We start from the raw sequence: 19,452 nt of genomic DNA on the forward strand, positions 1-19,452 counted from the left end.
CCAGGACGGCCTTTTCACTCTTACCACTTAAGCTGTGTACCAAATACTAGACCGTTGCTTATGAGTCTGCCAGGCGTGTTGATGAGCTTTCCTTGCGCAAACATACCCGAGGAAGCACCCCCATCCAGATTCATCGCCTGTACAGCACCAAGCTGTACCATGATTTGCCCCCATTGCTTAATCGTTGCTTTGGGCACGGTGGCAAGAAGGATCGTTCCATCCTTTTTGACTAAAATTCCGCTTCGTGTTGCAGCATCGGTTAATATTTTTGAGCTGCTAAAACCTTCCCCTGCCGGGTTAATTGCTAGCTTCCCATCCTTCACCAGCCTTGGACCGGCACCAATTGCTGTATGGACGCGGGACCAAGCAATCGGCGTATTGGAGAGATTGGTCATTTCTGTCTTATACTCAACCTTGGTTCCAACCTGAAAGCGTGCAGCCAGCTTCTCCTCGGAGCCAGTAAAGACGAGTACGTAGCCATCGGCTGGAATGCTCACATTTTCTTTTTTGCTTATTTTGGTTACAACACCCTTGCTGACCGTAACTGCTGTGCCAAGTGCAAAGCCAAGCTTAGTCCCTCGCTTTGGTGTAAACAAAATGGCCGATGATCCAGCAGCGGTAGGCGTACGGTTCAGGAAATAGGCATACCAGTTGTTTGGCGATTTGTAGGAGCCGTCAGTTCCTCCTATTATTTTGACACGCAAATTGTCCATGACGACCGTTCCGTCCCAGGTAAAGCCGATCGCTGTGCCCGTATTGCCAATATGCTCCACATTACCGTCTGCGATAACAGTGCCATAAGGCTCCGGAATGCCGCCATATGCTTCGAAGTAGGTTCCATTAATAGCTGCATCCGCTTTATAGTCCTTCGCAATGTTCGCAAGCGACTGAACGACACCAATCTTGCGGCTAGCCAAGCCTGCTGTTACCGGCATCCCCTTCGGAATGACCACCGTTTGCACCGTATAGGATTTACCCGAAACGATAACCTTCTTCGCTTCATGCTTCACCTTCAGCTTAGAAGCGGGAGCGGTAACCTGAACGGGCAGCTTTAGCTGGCCTTTGTAGCCGCTCGCTGTGACATCTACATAAAGACTTGCTGAGCCCGCCGCAACCGGGGTAACGACGCCCTTATCATTAATGCGAACGATCGCCGCATTGTCAGAGCGATAGCTGACGGCGACGGGAGCGGACAGCTTCAGCTTGTCCGTGAGCAGGAGCCTCGTATCCAGCGGCAGCTTAAGCGATGCCGCTGCGTAGGTAATCGCGACGGGGCGAAGCGGCCCCGCTGCGATGAGCTGGCTGGCGGACGTATACGCGAAGCGTCCGCCGCCTTGCGGCGTCACGCCGCTCGCGGGAACCGCGGCGTGGCCGCCGTAGGTGTACAGGATCGACCCGGCGAAGCCGTCGATCGCGTACACAGCGCCGGAGCGCCCGCCGGCCAGCACGCTGCCGGCTGCAGGATCCGGCGCCAGCGCCGCAGGGCCGAAGCCACCGGCCCCGCTGGCGCTAATGCGCCATAGTTCCGCCCCGTCTGCGAGGCGGAACGCAGCTATGCCGTTGCCGCCAAGCTCAGCGGCAACGACAGCTCCCGCATCCCCGGGCAGAAGCACCGGGGATGTCCAGCCGCCTGCGGGCGCCGCCGCAAGCTCGCGCGTGAATCGGACTTTACCGTCCTCTTCATACGCAGCGACCGCTTTGCCCGCTAACAGCAGAACGCCGCCGCTAACCCGGTCGGCGGCCAGCTTAGCCCCAAGCAGCGGCTGTTCCAGAGCCGCTTCCCAGACTACCGCTCCGCCGCGCACCGCGTACAGCGCGCCGTTGCTGCCAAGCGCGTATACGCCGCTCTTGCCCGCGGCAAGCTCCTTCACGCTTACGCCTTCCGGCAGCAGCGCCGCCTGCTTCTCACCCGCTTCATCCAGCGATAGAATCGCATGCTGATACGCGAAATAAGGAAGCCCCTGCGCATCCGTTACCGTCGCTGACGGCTGAAGATTCTCGGTCTTGCCTTTAAAATAAAAGATACCGGCCTGACCGCCGTTTCCCGCTTCATCGTATTGGTATAGCCGCGCGCTTTTGCCGGCAGCAAATATTTTTTGATTCCCGTTCAGCACGGGCGCTGACAAATTCGTATAGGTATTGATCCGCTTCACTTCTTTGCCCGCGCTGCTAACGATTGTCACCCAGCCATTCGCGGCTGCGGTAAACAGGTTTCCGTTCGACAAAGCCAGCGCCGGATGCAGCGTTCCTTCAGCTGCGTAACGCCAATATTCGATTTCCGCCTTATTGACCGTTGCGGCTGTAGCGCCAACCGGTTTGCCTTCCGCCGCTTTAACCGTGACGGTTTCATTTGCGGCGGCAGCTGCCCCGCTTCCGGCATAGCTTAAACCCATAGACGCTATCAATAGCGCTGCTATTCCTCTTTTTCTCCACGTACTCCAACCTCGCTGCATCAAAGCTGCACTCCCTTATATATGCTTATTCCAAATAGTCCCAATGAACTATATCGACAAAGACATACCAAAAATGAAGAACAGCTCATGACTCCAGCCACACCATGTGAAACCAAAAACTTTTTTTATTTAACTTTTACCTATTTTACGATCCCTTTCCATCCTGCACATCCGGTTTCAGCGCAAGTAAAACCCCGCCAGTTCCTAAGATCCGGCGGGGTTTCATTTGATTTTTCCACTATGCGAAAGTACGGCTTACAGCAAATTGATTGTCTGGCACCGGCACACCCAACCGCTCGCGCAGCGTCTGGTCCGCTTGTCCACTGAGGAACAAACCGCGGCGCCGAAGCTCCGGCACCACTTCCTCCGCAAAGGCTTGAAGGTCCTGAGACGAAACCGCTGGTACCAGGTTAAAGCCGTCACAGCCGCGATGCGCGAACCATTGCTCCAACTGATCGGCGATTTCAGCGGCAGAACCGAATATCGGTACAGCATCCCGCACGCTAAGCCCGCCGAGCGTACCCGTGTAACCGAAGGCTGCCTCATCTAACTTTGCCTTTTTGGCTTTAGCCTCCGAATTTGTTCTTCCAAGATAAGGCGTAATATTAAGCAGCACCTTCGCTGTATGGACGGGCCGTTTGGCATGGAGCTCCCCGTAAAAGCGCTGTGCCTCACCAAGTTCAGATTGGGATGTAAATAGGATATTGGCTTCCTTAGCTTCAAATGGCGAGAGGACCGCGGAGTGCGCATCATGAATCAGTACGGGATAGCCCTGCGGCGGGCGCTTCGTATTAAGAGCGCCTTTAACCACATAATGCTTTCCCTTATGATGCAGCGGATGGTACTTTGCAGGATCGGCGTAATAACCAGACGCTTTGTCAATAATGAGCGCGTCATCCTCCCAACTGTCCCATAGCTTGAGTACCACATCTATAAATTCCTTGGTTTGCTCGGTTTTTTCCTCATCATGGATATCGATCGGTATTCCAAAATGCCGCTTGATCGCCTCCGGATAATCCGCCGCGATACTCCATGCCGCACGTCCATTGGTCAAATGATCAATGGACGCAAGTTTGCGGGCTACATGATAAGGCTCGTTGTTTGCAACAGCCACAGCAGCAGCGAGGCCGATCCGCTTCGTAAACGGAATGAGGGCAGAGACCAGCGATACCGCCTCGATCCTAGCCGACGGTATTCTCGCAAGCGCCTCTTTGTCATAATCGTGAAAGCCAGGCAAGTCATCAATCAGCAATAAATCAAATCCGGCTTGCTCAGCGCGTTCGGCTAGCTTCTTATAGAAGCTTAGATCCAGCTCGTTCTCGTCAGCCGGGACAGCCTGCCATGCAGCCGCATGATGGCCAAGTCCGTTGAGAGTAACGCTCAACAGCATCGTATCCAATCGTTTGTCTCCCATTTTATACGCCCTCCTTGATCACAATGCCATGATCTTATTCGATCCCCAGATGGTTCCGAAGCGTCGTACCTTCATATTCCGTCCTATAAATGCCTCTGGCCTGAAGCTCAGGAATAACTTGATCCACAAAGGTCTCCAGCCCGTCCGGAAAATCCGGCGGCAGCAAGTTAAAGCCATCGCAAGCCTCCTGCTCGAACCATTCCTGCATGACGTCCGCTACTTGGGAAGCCGTACCATAGACTGTTTTATGCCCGCGTGAACCAATCATGTGCTTAATCAGCTGACCTACGTTCAACCCTTCGCGCTTAGCCATATCCGATACAAGCTGAAATCTGCCTTTTCCGGCATTAACATCCTTCAAATCCGGCAGCTCAGGCAGCGGCTTGTCGAGATCACAGCCCGTCAGATCGCAAGCGAGGACGATCGACAGCCATGCGAGCCCAACCTGCGGAAGCACTAGCTCATGAAAGTATTCAGCTTTCTCGCGCGCTTCCTTCTCGGTCCGCCCGATAACGGGATAGATGCCCGGCAAAATTTTAATACTGTCTTGGCTCCTCCCCTGCAGAAGCGTCTTGGATTTCACGCTCCTATAAAACAACTGCGCCTCTTCAATGGTATGAGAAGCGGTAAATACGACATCGGCGATTTTAGCTGCGAGATTTTGCCCAGTCTCTGAGGCTCCAGCCTGAATCAGTACCGGCTTGCCCTGCGGCGTTCGCGGCAGATTAAGAGGACCTTCGACGCGAAAGTGGTTGCCAGCATGGACAAAGCGATCAATTTTCTCCGGATCGGCATAACGTCCAGCAGCCCGGTCAACGATGCGGGCGTCCTCCCCCCAGCTGTCCCAAAGCTGATTGACGATGCCAACGAATTCTTCCGCCCGTTCATAACGCAGCGCATGAGGGAAGTGGCTCTCACGGAAGTTCAGCCCTTCCTCCGCTTCGGCTGTCGTCACCACGTTCCACGCCACTCGTCCCTTACTCAAATGGTCTAGCGAGGAGATATCACGCGCCAAATGATAGGGATTGGCAAAGGATGTTGAAACGGTAATGGCCAACCCAATATGCTCCGTTGCTCCGATGAGGGAGGACAGCAGTGTGACCGGCTCTAAATGCACATTCATCATATTTTTGATGGAAGCCTCATAGCGGTCGACCAAGCTAAGCCTGTCCGCGAAGAACAGCATATCCATCTTGCCTCGCTCCGCGATCTGCGCAATTTGTTTGTGGTAGCTATAATCAAATAGCCTTTCCGGTTCGGCCTTCGGGCTTCTCCAGGAAGCAATATGATGGCCAACGCCGAGCAGAAAGACACCCAGACTCATTTGTTTGCTTGCGGCTTTCATTGAGAAGACCTCCTTTCTTTTTCAAGCTATGACTCCATCGTAATTTGTTATAAATCCGCTGTCCCGTTCAAAGTAAGCACGGAATCAAGCAAGCTTCGCGTAACGGTATGCTGCGCATCCTGGAACAACCGTTCGGCGGCAAGCGATTCGACAATTCTGCCTTTCTCCATCACGATTACCCGGTCGCAAAAAAACTCGATAACGGCCAAATTATGTCCGATGAACAAATAGGTAAGCCCGAATTCCTCCCGCAAATCAAGCAGCAAATTTAAAATTTGGGCTTGTATGGATACATCAAGTGCAGAGGTCGGTTCATCCAGGATCAAAAACTCTGCCTTAACCGCAAGTGCTCTGGCAATACCGATTCGCTGCCGCTGCCCGCCTGAAAACTCGTGCGGATACCGATGAAAAAATTCAGGCTTGAGTCCTACCCGCTCCAGCAGATTTATAGCTGCAGCTTCTGCTTCTTTGCGGTTATGAGCTGCGCCAAGCCTCAACATAGGAGCAACGATCTGGTCGCCAATCGTTCTGCGGGGGTTGAGCGAGGACGTATTATCTTGGAAGATGACCTGCATTCTGCGGTAGAAGGGCATCATACTGCGGTGGTCAAGCTTGGTAATATCGTGACCATCAAATCGGATACGGCCAGACGTTGGATCAGCAAGTCGGCTGATTAGCCTTCCGAGCGTAGACTTGCCCGAACCCGACTCCCCGATCAAGCCTACAATTTCCCCGCGTTCAATAATGAGATTCACATCCTCAACCGCTGCAAATGCTTTGCTCTTGCTGCGAAACAATCCGGATGAAGTGTAGTAATACTTTGTAACACTCTCAACCTCTAGTAACGGATTCATAGCTTAGCTCCTCCCGTTCAAAACAAGCCGTGCTGCTGCCGCTGGCATGCAGTGATAACTGCGGCTCCGCTGTACGACAGTGTGCCTTCGCCTCCGGACAACGTTCAGAGAACACGCAGCCTAGCGGCAAATTCAGCAAATCGGGGGGAGCTCCGCTAATTTGCACCAGCCGCCTCCTTGCTGCCGGTTCTCTCCGGGAGAAACCGGCATCCGGTACGGAGCCGATTAGCCCTTGGGTGTATGGATGTAGCGGACGGGCAATAATGTCTGCCGTTTTTCCGTATTCTACGATCTTCCCGGCATACATTACCGCAACTCGGTTACTGATGTTGGCTACAACGCCAAAATCATGAGTGATGAGAATAATCGCTGTATTGGATTCGCGGTTGATTCTTGCTAGAAGCTGCAAAATTTGCTTCTGAATCGTTGCGTCAAGCGCTGTCGTGGGCTCATCGGCAATGATCAGCTTGGGCCGGCGGCTGACTGCCATTGCGATAACAACCCGCTGTCTCATACCGCCGCTTAACTCATGCGGATATGCCTGCAACACGCGCTGCGTGTCCGTAATACCGACTTGATGTAGAACCCGCTCCGCTTCCTGCTTTCGATCCTTTCTGGAGGAGGCAGTCCTCATCCCGATGATTTCGATCAATTGATTTCCGATCGTAAATGCGGGGTCCAGTGCCGTTAGCGGATTTTGAAATACCATAGCAATATCGGTTCCCCTGACCCTGCGGTATTCCTGCGGCGTCATCTTCACCAAATCCTGATCACGGAACCTTATCTCACCTGTCGTCCTTGAGGTGGCGCCGGGCAGCAGCCCCATAATGGACAATGCGGTAATACTTTTGCCCGAGCCGGATTCTCCGACGATGGCGAGCACCTCACCCTCCTCCAAGGAGAAATCAATACCGTTAACCGCGCGAAGAGTCCCCCGGGACGTCGAGAATTCCGTTCTAAGATCGCGAACATGTAATAATGCCATTCTAGGCTCACCTCCTTGCATGGTCCCTCGCTCTTATTTATAGTGCGGATCATAATAGTTGCGAAGCGCATCCCCGACCCAGCTAAAACCCAAGGCAACAATAAGAATAACAAGCCCCGGCAAGGTCGCCACATGGTGCGCTCCCTGCATTAGTACACTGACCCCTTCTGAGGTCATCTTGCCCCAGTCGGCCTGCGGAGCCTGAATGCCAAGCCCCATAAAGCTGAGACCCGCAGAGAAAATGATCATTTTGCCAACCATCGAGGTGGTATACACCAGCAGCGAAGTAACGACGTTCGGGAGCAGCTCCCGAAATACGATCGTTAACCTCGATGCCCCAAGAATACGAGCCGCTTCCATATACTCCTTGCCGATTTCCGCCGTAACCGAAGAATAGACAACCCTTGTCATAGGGGGAATCATTGCAATAAATATCGTTAATATAATGGAGAGCAAACCTGCTTGATAAACGGTCACAATCATCATCGCTATCAAGACCGTAGGGAATGCGAATAAAATATCGACGACGCGCATCAACAATTCTCCGATTTTACCTCGGAGATAACCTGCTCCAAGACCGATCACTAAGCTAGTGAGCGCTGATAAAACCAGCGGTGCAATGCCAGCTATCAAGGACAAGCGGCCGCCCCAGATCAATCGGCTAAAAATATCCCTTCCTTGTCCGTCCAATCCAAGCAGGTGGCCGTCCGTTCCCGGCGGCTTCAGCCTAAGCAAGTTTTCCCCGATATAGGGATCGTACGGTGCAAGCCAGGGGGCAAGCAAGGAAACAAGCGCGGACAATACGACGATCGTCAGTCCTGTCAGCGCAAATTTATCCCGCAGCCATATCGCCTTGAATCGGCTAATTGCTGGCCGTGTGTCGGTTTGAGCGTTTCCTCTGCTGCCGAGGAATGAAGGGATCATGCTTTTTTTCGTGATCATTTGCTGCCTAAGCCTCCCATCCGGCCAATTGCCATCATTTCAGACGCGGATTTAAAAAAGCGACAAGAATATCGGTTATTAAATTGATAAGTACATAGGTGAAGGCGACAAGCAGCACGCCCGCTTGAATAAACGGAATATCATGCCCCATGATGCTGTTATACAGCAGCGTACCGATACCTGGCCACGAGAACACCGTTTCAACAAATAAGACACCGCTAAGTAGATAGCCTATCTCAAGTCCGCTAATTGTAAGAATAGGCGCCAATATATTACGCAGCAAATGCTTCCCCAGCATTCTGCCTGCCGACATGCCGTGCGAGCGCAGCGTCAACATAAAATCCGAGTTCATAACATCAATAACGCTTGCCCTGATTAACCTTGCCACGATAGCAACCGATGAAATGCCGATGGCCAGCGAAGGAAGGATTAGGTGCTGGAGCAGGCTTGCCAGTGATTTACCTTCTCTCATGTCATACATACCCGAGGAAGGAAGCCAGCCCAGCTTCAGCGAGAACAGCCACATCAAGACGATTCCAAGCCAAAAGGTAGGCAGGTTCGCTCCGATCATGACAAAGAACATGACAACTCGGTCGAACCATGACCCCGATTTCAATCCCGCAAATATACCAACCGTTATCCCGAACCCTAGGCATACGACAAGGCCGCCTGCCGCCAATATTAAAGTATTTATGAAGCGCTCCTCTAGAATAGGAGCGACAGGGACCCGACGGATGATCGAATCCCCCAATTCTCCTGAGAAAATAGCTCCCAGCCAGCTTGCATATTGGTTCATTATAGGCTTGTCCAGGCCCAGCTCATGCGTGAGCTTTGCGACAGCTTCGGGAGAGGCTTCATTTCCGAGCAGTGACTCTACGGGATTAACCGGGCTGAAGTGCACGGAGAGGAAAACTAGAAAAGTCACGACAAGCAATACGGGAAAGACAGCCAGCAAGCGTTTGATCATATATCCAGTCACAGACTACCCTCCCAGTTTCGTTGCGATTATTTTTCTGTCCAAACCTTGGTCAAATCAAACCAGTTTTGCGAAGGTACGATGAGTCCTTTAACGTTTCGACCTTGCGCTAGTGACGTATTGCTGCTGAAAAGGGGAACGATAGCGACATCATTGTCAATAATGTCTCGTGCTTCCTTCCAGTAAGCCAGCGCTTTGTCCGGATCAATCTCATTGTTTGCCTTAGCAATGACCTCATCGATCGCAGGGTTGGTATATCCTCCGTAACGGCCCGTGCTCTCCGAGTGCCCCAACACATAAATCCAATAGGCGGTTACGAAGCCCCACGACATCGTATTCACACCAACTTCAGGCTTCATGAAGCGCTGTGCGCCAAAGGTCGCCCAGTCAAACGTTTCGATTTTCAATTGAATGCCAACCTTAGCCAAATCACGCTGCACCCATTCCACGTAAGCTTCATTGCCGGTGTAGGTTTGAATCGTAACTCCAAAGCCATCCGGATAACCCGCTTCCGCAAGCAGCTGCTTCGCCTTCTCCGGATCGTATGGGAACGGCTTGTGGTCTGCGTCGTACGCTTCATTCCCGGTATGAGCGGCACTGTAAGCGGGAGTTGCATTGCCCTCCAACAAATCCTTGGACAGGGATTCGCGGTCGATGGCATAAGCAAAGGCTTGACGGACTTTGATATCCTTGAAATACTCGTTCTGCGTATTTAGCGTCAAATAAAAGACGGATGGCAAATTCGCCGCAGGCACTGAAAAACCGTCCTGCTTCAGGGAGCTAATCGTCTCTCCCGCAGGTGAGAGAATAATATCCACCTCACCTGTGCGAAGCGCCGTTGCCCTTGCATTGTTGTCCGCGATAAGACGGAAGATCAATTGTTGCGCATACGCTTTATCGCCCCAGTAATTATCGTTGCGCTTTACGGTCACGTGATCTCCAATAACGCGTTCCACAAACACAAACGGGCCTGTACCAACCGGATGCTCTGCGTACTTGTCGTTGCCGAGTTCACGAATTGCGGTTGGACTCGCAATCAGGCCCGATCCTGTGCTGCCTTGCGCAAGCAGTCGAAGAAAAGCTTGGAAAGGATGATTGAAGGTGAACGAGAACGTATTCGCATCTACAGCCTGAATGCTTTTCAAATCGTTATAAATCCGGCTCATATTCGTTGCGCTTACTTCATCGAAAAATTCAAATTCCTTGTCCCAAGCGCGTCGCACGTTAAATTCAACGGCATCTGCATTAAAATCCGTTCCGTCTTGGAACTTGACTCCCTTCCTCAAATGAAAGGTATACGTAAGTCCGTCCGGCGATACTTCCCATGTTTCCGCGAGACTTGGAATAATTTCGACAACGGCCGCCTCCTCAGAGGTTTTGGACAAATCCTCCTTCACGAGAGACTCATGAATGTTGCGATTGACGAGAAATGTCTGCCATCCGCCTTGGCGGGTAGGATCGAGCAATGTAACGTCCGTAGATAATGCGACGATTAATGTACCATCCTTCACCGGTTCGTTCGTGGCAGCATCCGTCTCAGTGCTGGTAGTGGCGCTTGGACTAACCGTTGCTTGATTTACCCCGTTGTTGTTTTTAGTTGCTGCTTGGCATCCCGTTACGACGACGCTAAGCGCCAAAGTAAGCAGCAGCAATAGCCGCGACCCCGTTTTAAATGTGGATTTTCTCATGTTCTTCCTCCTCAAGATTTTACAGACCTGCACTCTGAAGCGAGCTGGTCCTTAGTTGTTTGGTTACCTTGCTTCTTTAATCCTGTTGCTTTGCTCTATTCTTAAGTCGCTCAAGTTCGTTCAGAGCATCTATATCCGCTTTTCGAAAAGGATGGCTACGGCCCTTATGGCAAACTGCTGCGATGCTGCATCACACCCTTCACGCCGCTAGGCTTATTCGGCTTCCAATGAAATCGGCAAGTAAGGAAATAACAAATCCGCTACCCTAACCGCTTCATTCATATGGGGATACCCGGAAAAAATGAAATGGGTAATCCCGAGCTCCGCGTATTCACGGATTCTTTCTGCCACTACCTGAGGGCTTCCCACTAGCGCAGTCCCTGCCCCGCCGCGAACCAAGCCAATGCCTGACCAGAGATTCGGACCGACGATGAGCGAGTCGCGATCACCGCCATGCAAATCGGTCATCCTCTGTTGGCCTACCGAATCAGCCTTTCTGATCTTTTGCTGTGCTGCCGCAATAGTGTCCTCATCAAGGTATTGGATTAATTGATCGGCCGCTTCCCACGCTTCCTCATCCGTCTCCCGAACGATCAGATGCAAACGGATGCCGAACTCAAGCTGCCTGCCTTCCAGGGCTGCAAGCTCCCTCATCTGCGTGATCTTTCCTGAAACCGCTTCGGGTGTTTCACCCCAGGTCAAGTAAACATCAATGTGCTTGGCTGCGACCTGCATAGCCGCTTCTGACGAGCCTCCGAAATATAACGGAGGATGAGGCTGCTGTACTGGACGATACAGCAGCTCCGCATTCGCAACCTTCACATGCTTTCCATCCAGATTGACCGTCTCGCCACTGAGCGTTTTCTTCCAAACCTCTACAAATTCATCCGTCAACGCATATCTTTCATCGTGTTCCAAATGAAGCCCGTCTCCCGCCAGCTCCGCTTTATCTCCGCCGGTGACGACATTGACGAGCAGTCTGCCCCCAGACAAGCGGTCAAAGGTGGCGGCCATCCGTGCCGCTAGTGTCGGTGACATCAGCCCTGGCCGAATCGCCACCAAAAACTTCAGCTTAGACGTGTGGGCAAGCAGCGAGGAAGCAACTACCCAAGCATCCTCCCAAACCTTGCCCGTTGCCACTAATGCCCCTTCATAGCCTTTCTTGTCCAATGTTCTTGCAAGCTCGCCGAGATAGTCATAAGTGATAGGGACTGCTTCTATGGACGAACCAAGATAGGTCTCATCGGTGCGTGAGGTTGGAATAAACCAATATATTTTCATAACCTTCTCCTTCTCTGCTTAGGCCAAAGCAGCCAATATCGTTATTTGCCGCCTTCGTGAATCAGCTTCCACACCGGATCGGTGAAATAGGCCTTGTTGGCTGCCTGATACTGCTGAGCATAATGGCGAATCGGGTCTCCAGCATAAAACCGCTCATAAAGCTCGTGCCGCGATCCCAGCGGACTACCGACCAAATCCCACGCCAGCTTCATCAGCTGCACTTTCTTCTCTGCGCTAACCGTTGCCCCTTCAAAATACAAATGCATAAACTTGGAGATCGGTCCATAAAAGTCCTCCATCCCCGAAGGCGTCTGTACGAATCCACCGCCGCCAACCTGTTGAATAATTTCGATGGCTCTCGGATAAAATTTTGTCCCTATATTCCTTGCTGTATTGATGTAGCTGATTTCAGGTACAAGCATGCCCGACTCATCCAGCTTCGCCTCGGATTCCGAAGCAATGACTAGCGCCTTGATGACATCTACTTGCGAGAGAAGCTCGCCAAGCTTCTCCTGAATATGCAAATAGTCTTTCACCCCAATGGATTCCGCAATAGCCATCGTCACCCCGGTCACGAATTCAAACTTTGCAATAGAGCGGACGGCCGTCTGATGGTAGGCAAGCGAGTTCGCTCCCTTATACTCACGAAGCTTTTGAACCGCTGCGACGTTACCCTGCAGAAGCACTCGCTCCCATGGAATCAGCACATCGTCAAAAAACAGCACGGCATCCATTTCTTCATATTGGGAGCTCAGAATATGTTCCTTTGGCCTGTCATCCGCATAGGATTCTCGACAAACGATATGGAGCCCCTTCGAATTGGCAGGTACAATAAGCACATGAGCATGATCCTCTTGATTCTGCTCGAATTTCAAAAGCGAGAAGATAACAAAGTCATGAGTGTACGGGGCGCCTGTCGCAATCATCTTAGCTCCACGAACAACGATGCCCTCTTCCGTTTTCCTTACGATATGGAGAAACCTCTCAGCAATGCGCTCCTCTTCCAGCCCACTGGCCCGGTTAATTTGCGGATCAAGGATGGCCGTAGTTAGGAATAGATCCCGATCTCTTGCTTCTCGGTAATACGCGCTAATTTTGGATTCGAAATGCGGGTCTAGCCGGCCTAGCTGTACCCGTGCACCATACCATCCGGTAATAATCGAACGGGCGTAATCGGATAGCCGACTCATCATCCCGTTCGTTCGCTTCGACCATACATGGAAGGCTTGCGTCCTTTTCGCCAACTCCTCAGCCGTATAGGGAACGAGGAAGGCGCTGTGGGCGAAATGTCCTTCTGTCGTGCGATATCCGATTATTTCTTGTTCGTCTGGCCGGTCAAGCATGCCGAACAATCCGCTGATCGTTCTCAATGTGCCTTTGAAAGCGGCATGCTGTGCAAGCCCCTCCACCTTTTTCCCTTCAAGCCATACACTGCGCCCATCCTCTAGGCTCTCTACAAACCGTTTCCCACGATGATTCATTTAATGTCGATTCTCCTTCGCATAGCCTAATCAACCGTATACAGATGAAGGGACGCTTCCTGTTAGCAGCCAACTGCCCACGCTGCGCAATTTGTATTCAACCGGGTCATGCAGCGTATGCGTGCGAACATTTCTCCAGAAGCGGTCGAAGCCATGACTGATCGTAGCCGAACGCGCACCCATAACCTCGAATATACGACTCGTAACCTCCAAAGCGGCATTTCCCGCGAACACATTGGCCGCTCCGACCAGCACAGCTGCTTCTCCGCGTTCCTCCGTTGTCAGCGCCTCCCCTTTCTCCCAAACCTCATCCACCTTTGCCAGAGCCGTGTCTCCAAGGGCCGCAGCAGCCAGCAATTGCAGCCATAACTCGCCGTATTGGCGCTGAATCCACGGATCCTCAGTAGCTTTGGCTACCCCTGATGCGATAAAGGGTCTAGTATGCCGCAGCGTGTATTCCCTCGCTTCTTTGATCGCCCCTTCTATGCTCCCGATAAACAAGTTGGTCATGACGCTCTTGGAGAGAATCGGAATGAGCGTCGCGTAGGCTGTATCCGCAAATCTGTCGGAACCACTGATTTCGTCTTCATACACGATGACGTTCTCGAACTGTACTGTTCCGCTGCCTGTTTGCCGCTGCCCAATCCCATCCCAGTCATCATGAACGGTCAAACCCGTTTTCGTAACGGGAACGCATCCGAATACCAGCTCATCCTTCTCCTCATCCCGCCATGATACGGATAAATAATCCGCTACTGGTGAACCGGAGGAGAAGCCCTTTAAGCCGTTAAGCACGTAATGGCTCCCTTCTTTCTTACCTGTCAGACGGCGGTCAAGATAGTTGATCGAATTACCCCAGAACCAGTCGTTCCGCGCTGTCTCGCCCTGTAAGCTAGCAATTTGCTCGGGGCTGCACTTCCAGATCGTGCCGATGACGTTCAGACAATGAAAACCATATAAATGAGCGATGGAAGTGTCTGCTTTTGCAAATTCCCTGACCACCCGCAATATGACTGACCACGGTTGCTCTTCCCCGCCATATTTTTTGAGTATGGGTAATTTAAGCAAGCCGCTTTCTTTAATCCATTGAATCTGCTGATGCGGCGCACCTCCCACACGATCACGCTCAGCCGCATCCTGAGCAAATATATCTGCGAGTTCAATAGCTTTGCTTATATAAGGATTTGTGGCTGGAACTGCGAATTGATCCACAAATGGCATCGTATTTTCCTCCTAAATCTATTTTATGTATTCCTATGAACATGCTTGGGTTTGTGCTATCATTATATCAATTCAAAATCCAGACACAACCATCAAAATATCAAATTCTGTTGTTTAAAGTGTAAAATATACCATTTATGTTGGTTATTTATTTCATGTTCAACATGATTACTTTAATCGTCTGGCTTGATATGAAAGGATTTTCCTGATAATACCTCAAAACATCACTATTTTATTTTATGATGGATATCCGACATTATCTTTGATTATGCAGCTTTGACTAGAGAGGAGTTAAAAATGGAAGATAGGAGAGTAACTCGAACGCGTCTTATTTTAGAAGAGGCCTTGCTGTACTTGCTGGAGAGCAAAACCATTGAGGAAATTACCATATTGAATATTACGGAGCAAGCGAACGTTAACCGTTCGACGTTTTATGCCCACTATCAAGATAAGGATACCTTTTTGGAGAGAATGATCGGAGATAATCTAACGATGCTCACCGAATCCTTGCGACCAGAAATCGGTAAACTTGTTCTGCTCCCTAATAAGGCGGATGCCGCCGATCCTTTGCTCGTTGCTTTATTTCAATATCTCATGGAGCATGAAAAGTTTTTCCGTTTAATGTTCAAGCACAGCTTGCCCGAATTTAACCGAAAACTGCACGACATTATTCGCGAGAGCATGTATCAGAGGATCATCAGCCTGGATATGGAGCAAAGGCTTCTGGTTCAAATGGATATTCTGCTCGATTACACGGTGCTTGCGCTAATCGGCATCATCCGACACTGGTTTAGCAATAACATGGTCTACTCTTCCTTCTTCATGGCGCTGCAGCTCTCCCGGATTGCTGACCTAGGTATCAACAAATCGATGGGCGTTACGGAGTAGCCCTATTCCAACAACACAAAAACAGCCAGGCAGATCCTATGATCTGCCTGGCTGTTTGCTATCCGGTGCTTACTTTACCAACTTAAGCGTATAAAAAAAAGCTTCCAAGATCAACTGATCCTGAAAGCTGTGTTTAAAAGTATGGTGCGCGTAGAGGGACTTGAACCCCCACGTCGTGAAACGCCAGATCCTAAGTCTGGTGCGTCTGCCAATTCCGCCATACGCGCATAAAAAGTAAAAAGCTTTAATAGTTCAGTTGACTTACTGAACGTTTCCTTATTAAGGGATAAATATGGTGCGCGTGGAGGGACTTGAACCCCCACGTCGTGAAACGCCAGATCCTAAGTCTGGTGCGTCTGCCAATTCCGCCACACGCGCAAGTTATAAAAAATGGTGAGTCATGTAGGATTCGAACCTACGACACCCTGATTAAAAGTCAGGTGCTCTACCAACTGAGCTAATGACTCATAGTTAAAATGGCTGGGGATTCAGGGATCGAACCTGAGAATGACGGAGTCAAAGTCCGTTGCCTTACCGCTTGGCTAATCCCCAAGAGCGATATGGTGGACGCTGACGGGATCGAACCGCCGACCCTCTGCTTGTAAGGCAGATGCTCTCCCAGCTGAGCTAAGCGTCCAAATGTAAAGGCGCCTTTAGTAAGAAAAGGTAATTGGTGACCCGTAGGGGACTCGAACCCCTGTTACCTCCGTGAAAGGGAGGTGTCTTAACCACTTGACCAACGGGCCATGCTGAAATTAAAGCTTGTACACATTTAGTTGAAAGTAATCTGGAGCTCTCAACCGGATTCGAACCGGTGACCTCATCCTTACCATGGATGCACTCTACCTACTGAGCTATGAGAGCATAATGGCTCCCCGAACAGGACTCGAACCTGTGACAACTCGATTAACAGTCGAGTGCTCTACCAACTGAGCTATCAGGGAACATTGCTATTTGCGTTGAAATGTCTCCAAGAGCTTCAACTGCAAAAGAGGCACGGTTGAAAACCAGGGTATTGCGCCCTGAAAACTGGATACGAAAGGTAGGTTTGCTGAACCTTTATGCTGCTGTCTACCGGATGTATGGGTCCGAGTAAACGTGTTTAGGATAAGCCCTCGACCGATTAGTATTCGTCAGCTACACACATTGCTGTGCTTCCACCCCGAACCTATCAACCTCGTCGTCTTCAAGGGGTCTTACATACTGGGAAATCTCATCTTGAGGGGGGCTTCGCGCTTAGATGCTTTCAGCGCTTATCCCGTCCGTACTTGGCTACCCAGCGGTGCTCCTGGCGGAACAACTGGTACACCAGCGGTACGTCCATCCCGGTCCTCTCGTACTAAGGACAGCTCCTCTCAAATTTCCTGCGCCCGCGACAGATAGGGACCGAACTGTCTCACGACGTTCTGAACCCAGCTCGCGTACCGCTTTAATGGGCGAACAGCCCAACCCTTGGGACCTACTTCAGCCCCAGGATGCGATGAGCCGACATCGAGGTGCCAAACCTCCCCGTCGATGTGGACTCTTGGGGGAGATAAGCCTGTTATCCCCAGGGTAGCTTTTATCCGTTGAGCGATGGCCCTTCCATTCGGTACCACCGGATCACTAAGCCCGACTTTCGTCCCTGCTCGACTTGTAGGTCTCGCAGTCAAGCTCCCTTATGCCTTTGCACTCTGCGAATGATTTCCAACCATTCTGAGGGAACCTTTGGGCGCCTCCGTTACATTTTAGGAGGCGACCGCCCCAGTCAAACTGTCCACCTGACACGGTCCCCGAACCGGTTTCACGGTTCTAGGTTAGAACTCCGATACGATCAGGGTGGTATCCCAACGGTGCCTCCACACAAGCTGGCGCTCATGCTTCGTAGGCTCCCACCTATCCTGTACAGATCGTACCAAAGTTCAATATCAAGTTACAGTAAAGCTCCATGGGGTCTTTCCGTCTTGTCGCGGGTAACCTGCATCTTCACAGGTATTAAAATTTCACCGGATCTCTCGTTGAGACAGCGCCCAAGTCGTTACGCCATTCGTGCGGGTCAGAATTTACCTGACAAGGAATTTCGCTACCTTAGGACCGTTATAGTTACGGCCGCCGTTTACTGGGGCTTCGGTTCACAGCTTCGGGTTACCCCTAACCGCTCCCCTTAACCTTCCAGCACCGGGCAGGCGTCAGCCCGTATACTTCGCCTTACGGCTTCGCACAGACCTGTGTTTTTGCTAAACAGTCGCTTGGGCCTTTTCACTGCGGCCCCCTCGGGCTATTCACCCTACCGAGGCACCTCTTCTCCCGAAGTTACGAGGTCATTTTGCCGAGTTCCTTAACGAGAGTTCTTCCGCGCGCCTTAGCATACTCTGCTCGCCTACCTGTGTCGGTTTGCGGTACGGGCACCTAGATCTCACTAGAGGCTTTTCTTGACAGCCGGAGTACATGACCTTCGCTACTGTAATTTTCGCTCCCCATCACAGCCCAGCCTTATAGTGTGCGGATTTGCCTACACACCAGCCTCACTGCTTAGACGGACTATTCCATCAGTCCGCGTCACTGCCCTTCTGTGTCACCCCATTGCTCAAACAATCTTCGGTGGTACAGGAATTTCAACCTGTTGTCCATCCACTACGCCTTTCGGCCTCGCGTTAGGTCCCGACTTACCCTGAGAGGACGAGCCTTCCTCAGGAACCCTTAGGCTTTCGGCGGACAAGATTCTCACTTGTCTTTTCGTTACTCATACCGGCATTCTCACTTGAATACAGTCCACCAGTCCTCACGGTCCAACTTCAATCCGTATTCAACGCTCCCCTACCCAAGTACCATATAGGCACATGTCATAGCTTCGGTGGTGTGTTTAGCCCCGTTACATTTTCGGCGCAGAGTCACTCGACCAGTGAGCTATTACGCACTCTTTAAATGATGGCTGCTTCTAAGCCAACATCCTGGTTGTCTTTGCAACTCCACATCCTTTCCCACTTAACACACACTTGGGGACCTTAGCTGATGATCTGGGCTGTTTCCCTCTTGACAATGGATCTTAGCACTCACTGTCTGACTCCCGAGTAGCACGTCTATGGCATTCGGAGTTTGACTGGACTTGGTAACCCTTGGCGGGCCCCGCACCCAATCAGTGCTCTACCTCCACGACGCTCATTCCTCGAGGCTAGCCCTAAAGCTATTTCGGGGAGAACCAGCTATCTCCGAGTTCGATTGGAATTTCTCCGCTACCCCCACCTCATCCCCGCACTTTTCAACGTGCGTGGGTTCGGGCCTCCAGTGCGTGTTACCGCACCTTCACCCTGGACAGGGGTAGATCACACGGTTTCGGGTCTACGACCACGTACTTATTCGCCCTATTCAGACTCGCTTTCGCTACGGCTCCGTCTTCCCGACTTAACCTTGCACGTGATCGTAACTCGCCGGTTCATTCTACAAAAGGCACGCCATCACCCATTTAACGGGCTCTGACTTTTTGTAAGCGCACGGTTTCAGGTTCTTTTTCACTCCGCTTCCGCGGTGCTTTTCACCTTTCCCTCACGGTACTGCTTCACTATCGGTCACCAGGGAGTATTTAGCCTTGGCAGATGGTCCTGCCGGATTCCGACGGGGTTTCTCGTGTCCCGCCGTACTCAGGATCCGTCTCGGAGAGTGCTTGCTTTCGGTTACAGGGCTTTTACCTGCTCTGGCGGGCCTTTCCAGACCTCTTCGCCTACCAAACACCTTTGTAACTCCATGTGAGACGTCCTACAACCCCAAGGAGCAAGCTCCTTGGTTTGGGCTAATCCGCGTTCGCTCGCCGCTACTGACGGAATCACTATTGTTTTCTCTTCCTCAGGGTACTTAGATGTTTCAGTTCCCCTGGTATGCCTCTATCCAACCTATGTATTCAGTTGAAAGTAACTGCCCATTACGGCAGCTGGGTTTCCCCATTCGGAA

General features: G+C 51.4%; 12 protein-coding genes, 8 tRNA genes and 1 rRNA gene (1 of these 21 running past the window's edge). 1 reads left to right on the forward strand and 20 read right to left on the reverse strand.

From position 1 onward, the window contains the following. Positions 1-20 precede the first annotated feature (20 nt). The 11 genes from MHI37_RS28085 to MHI37_RS28135 form a co-directional block, all read right to left on the reverse strand. On the reverse strand, positions 21-2,453 hold the full coding sequence (locus MHI37_RS28085; protein ID WP_076339960.1) for a phosphodiester glycosidase family protein: 2,433 nt from the start codon (positions 2,451-2,453) through the stop codon (positions 21-23). Between the two features lie 238 nt (positions 2,454-2,691). Beyond that, positions 2,692-3,867 carry an LLM class flavin-dependent oxidoreductase gene (locus MHI37_RS28090; protein WP_076339961.1) on the reverse strand — a complete coding sequence of 392 codons (1,176 nt, stop codon included), beginning with the start codon at positions 3,865-3,867 and terminating at the stop codon, positions 2,692-2,694. A 34-nt stretch (positions 3,868-3,901) separates the two neighbouring features. Next, entirely contained in the window at positions 3,902-5,212 is a 1,311-nt protein-coding gene (locus MHI37_RS28095; RefSeq protein WP_076339962.1) for an LLM class flavin-dependent oxidoreductase, read from the reverse strand. Between the two features lie 47 nt (positions 5,213-5,259). Further along, positions 5,260-6,066: an ATP-binding cassette domain-containing protein gene (locus MHI37_RS28100; RefSeq protein WP_076339963.1), complete on the reverse strand. Its 807-nt coding sequence runs from the start codon at positions 6,064-6,066 to the stop codon at positions 5,260-5,262. After that, positions 6,044-7,051, reverse strand: a complete 1,008-nt coding sequence (locus MHI37_RS28105) for an ABC transporter ATP-binding protein (protein WP_083676587.1) — start codon at positions 7,049-7,051, stop codon at positions 6,044-6,046. Before MHI37_RS28105 ends, MHI37_RS28100 begins: the two co-directional genes overlap by 23 nt. A gap of 33 nt (positions 7,052-7,084) precedes the next feature. Continuing rightward, positions 7,085-7,993, reverse strand: a complete 909-nt coding sequence (locus tag MHI37_RS28110) for an ABC transporter permease (protein WP_218638961.1) — start codon at positions 7,991-7,993, stop codon at positions 7,085-7,087. A 34-nt stretch (positions 7,994-8,027) separates the two neighbouring features. Next, a complete protein-coding gene (locus MHI37_RS28115; protein WP_076339965.1) occupies positions 8,028-8,972 on the reverse strand; it encodes an ABC transporter permease in 945 nt (314 codons plus the stop codon). A gap of 26 nt (positions 8,973-8,998) precedes the next feature. Then, positions 8,999-10,657, reverse strand: a complete 1,659-nt coding sequence (locus tag MHI37_RS28120) for an ABC transporter substrate-binding protein (protein ID WP_083676588.1) — start codon at positions 10,655-10,657, stop codon at positions 8,999-9,001. Positions 10,658-10,870: 213 nt separating this feature from the next. Continuing rightward, complete coding sequence (gene ssuD / locus MHI37_RS28125) at positions 10,871-11,938, reverse strand: FMNH2-dependent alkanesulfonate monooxygenase (RefSeq protein WP_076339966.1); 1,068 nt, start codon at positions 11,936-11,938, stop codon at positions 10,871-10,873. Between the two features lie 41 nt (positions 11,939-11,979). Continuing rightward, the gene (locus MHI37_RS28130) at positions 11,980-13,419 is read right to left on the reverse strand and encodes a 4-hydroxyphenylacetate 3-hydroxylase N-terminal domain-containing protein (protein WP_076339967.1); all 1,440 of its coding nucleotides are present in this window, start codon (positions 13,417-13,419) and stop codon (positions 11,980-11,982) included. Between the two features lie 30 nt (positions 13,420-13,449). Further along, a complete protein-coding gene (locus MHI37_RS28135) occupies positions 13,450-14,640 on the reverse strand; it encodes an acyl-CoA dehydrogenase family protein (RefSeq protein WP_076339968.1) in 1,191 nt (396 codons plus the stop codon). Between the two features lie 297 nt (positions 14,641-14,937). On the opposite strand from MHI37_RS28135, the gene MHI37_RS28140 reads away from it, so the two are divergent. Further along, positions 14,938-15,528, forward strand: a complete 591-nt coding sequence (locus tag MHI37_RS28140) for a TetR-like C-terminal domain-containing protein (protein ID WP_076339969.1) — start codon at positions 14,938-14,940, stop codon at positions 15,526-15,528. A 142-nt stretch (positions 15,529-15,670) separates the two neighbouring features. Here the strand turns inward: MHI37_RS28140 and MHI37_RS28145 are convergent. From MHI37_RS28145 to MHI37_RS28185, 9 genes are all read right to left on the reverse strand, one after another. After that, a tRNA-Leu gene (locus tag MHI37_RS28145) sits at positions 15,671-15,755 on the reverse strand. Between the two features lie 66 nt (positions 15,756-15,821). Next, positions 15,822-15,906 (reverse strand) — tRNA-Leu (locus MHI37_RS28150). A gap of 13 nt (positions 15,907-15,919) precedes the next feature. After that, a tRNA-Lys gene (locus MHI37_RS28155) sits at positions 15,920-15,995 on the reverse strand. 10 nt (positions 15,996-16,005) lie between these two features. Next, a tRNA-Gln gene (locus MHI37_RS28160) sits at positions 16,006-16,080 on the reverse strand. Between the two features lie 9 nt (positions 16,081-16,089). After that, positions 16,090-16,165: transfer RNA gene (locus MHI37_RS28165), tRNA-Val, on the reverse strand. Positions 16,166-16,199: 34 nt separating this feature from the next. Beyond that, positions 16,200-16,274: transfer RNA gene (locus tag MHI37_RS28170), tRNA-Glu, on the reverse strand. Positions 16,275-16,316: 42 nt separating this feature from the next. Next, positions 16,317-16,392, reverse strand: a tRNA-Thr gene (locus tag MHI37_RS28175). Between the two features lie 4 nt (positions 16,393-16,396). Continuing rightward, positions 16,397-16,472 (reverse strand) — tRNA-Asn (locus tag MHI37_RS28180). Positions 16,473-16,631: 159 nt separating this feature from the next. After that, positions 16,632-19,452 (reverse strand): 23S ribosomal RNA (locus MHI37_RS28185); it runs 112 nt beyond the window's last position.

Source organism: Paenibacillus sp. FSL H8-0548, assembly GCF_038630985.1.
Classification (GTDB): Bacteria; Bacillota; Bacilli; order Paenibacillales; family Paenibacillaceae; genus Pristimantibacillus.

Bases quoted from the DNA above. Each gene is read 5' to 3' on its own strand.
- MHI37_RS28095 (WP_076339962.1), bottom strand. From the start codon at position 5,212: ATGAAAGCCGCAAGCAAACAAATGAGTCTGGGTGTCTTTCTGCTCGGC.
- MHI37_RS28130 (WP_076339967.1), bottom strand. From the start codon at position 13,419: ATGAATCATCGTGGGAAACGGTTTGTAGAGAGCCTAGAGGATGGGCGC.
- ssuD (WP_076339966.1), bottom strand. From the start codon at position 11,938: ATGAAAATATATTGGTTTATTCCAACCTCACGCACCGATGAGACCTAT.
- MHI37_RS28110 (WP_218638961.1), bottom strand. From the start codon at position 7,993: ATGATCACGAAAAAAAGCATGATCCCTTCATTCCTCGGCAGCAGAGGA.
- MHI37_RS28120 (WP_083676588.1), bottom strand. From the start codon at position 10,657: ATGAGAAAATCCACATTTAAAACGGGGTCGCGGCTATTGCTGCTGCTT.
- MHI37_RS28140 (WP_076339969.1), top strand. From the start codon at position 14,938: ATGGAAGATAGGAGAGTAACTCGAACGCGTCTTATTTTAGAAGAGGCC.
- MHI37_RS28100 (WP_076339963.1), bottom strand. From the start codon at position 6,066: ATGAATCCGTTACTAGAGGTTGAGAGTGTTACAAAGTATTACTACACT.
- MHI37_RS28085 (WP_076339960.1), bottom strand. From the start codon at position 2,453: ATGCAGCGAGGTTGGAGTACGTGGAGAAAAAGAGGAATAGCAGCGCTA.
- MHI37_RS28135 (WP_076339968.1), bottom strand. From the start codon at position 14,640: ATGCCATTTGTGGATCAATTCGCAGTTCCAGCCACAAATCCTTATATA.
- MHI37_RS28105 (WP_083676587.1), bottom strand. From the start codon at position 7,051: ATGGCATTATTACATGTTCGCGATCTTAGAACGGAATTCTCGACGTCC.
- MHI37_RS28090 (WP_076339961.1), bottom strand. From the start codon at position 3,867: ATGGGAGACAAACGATTGGATACGATGCTGTTGAGCGTTACTCTCAAC.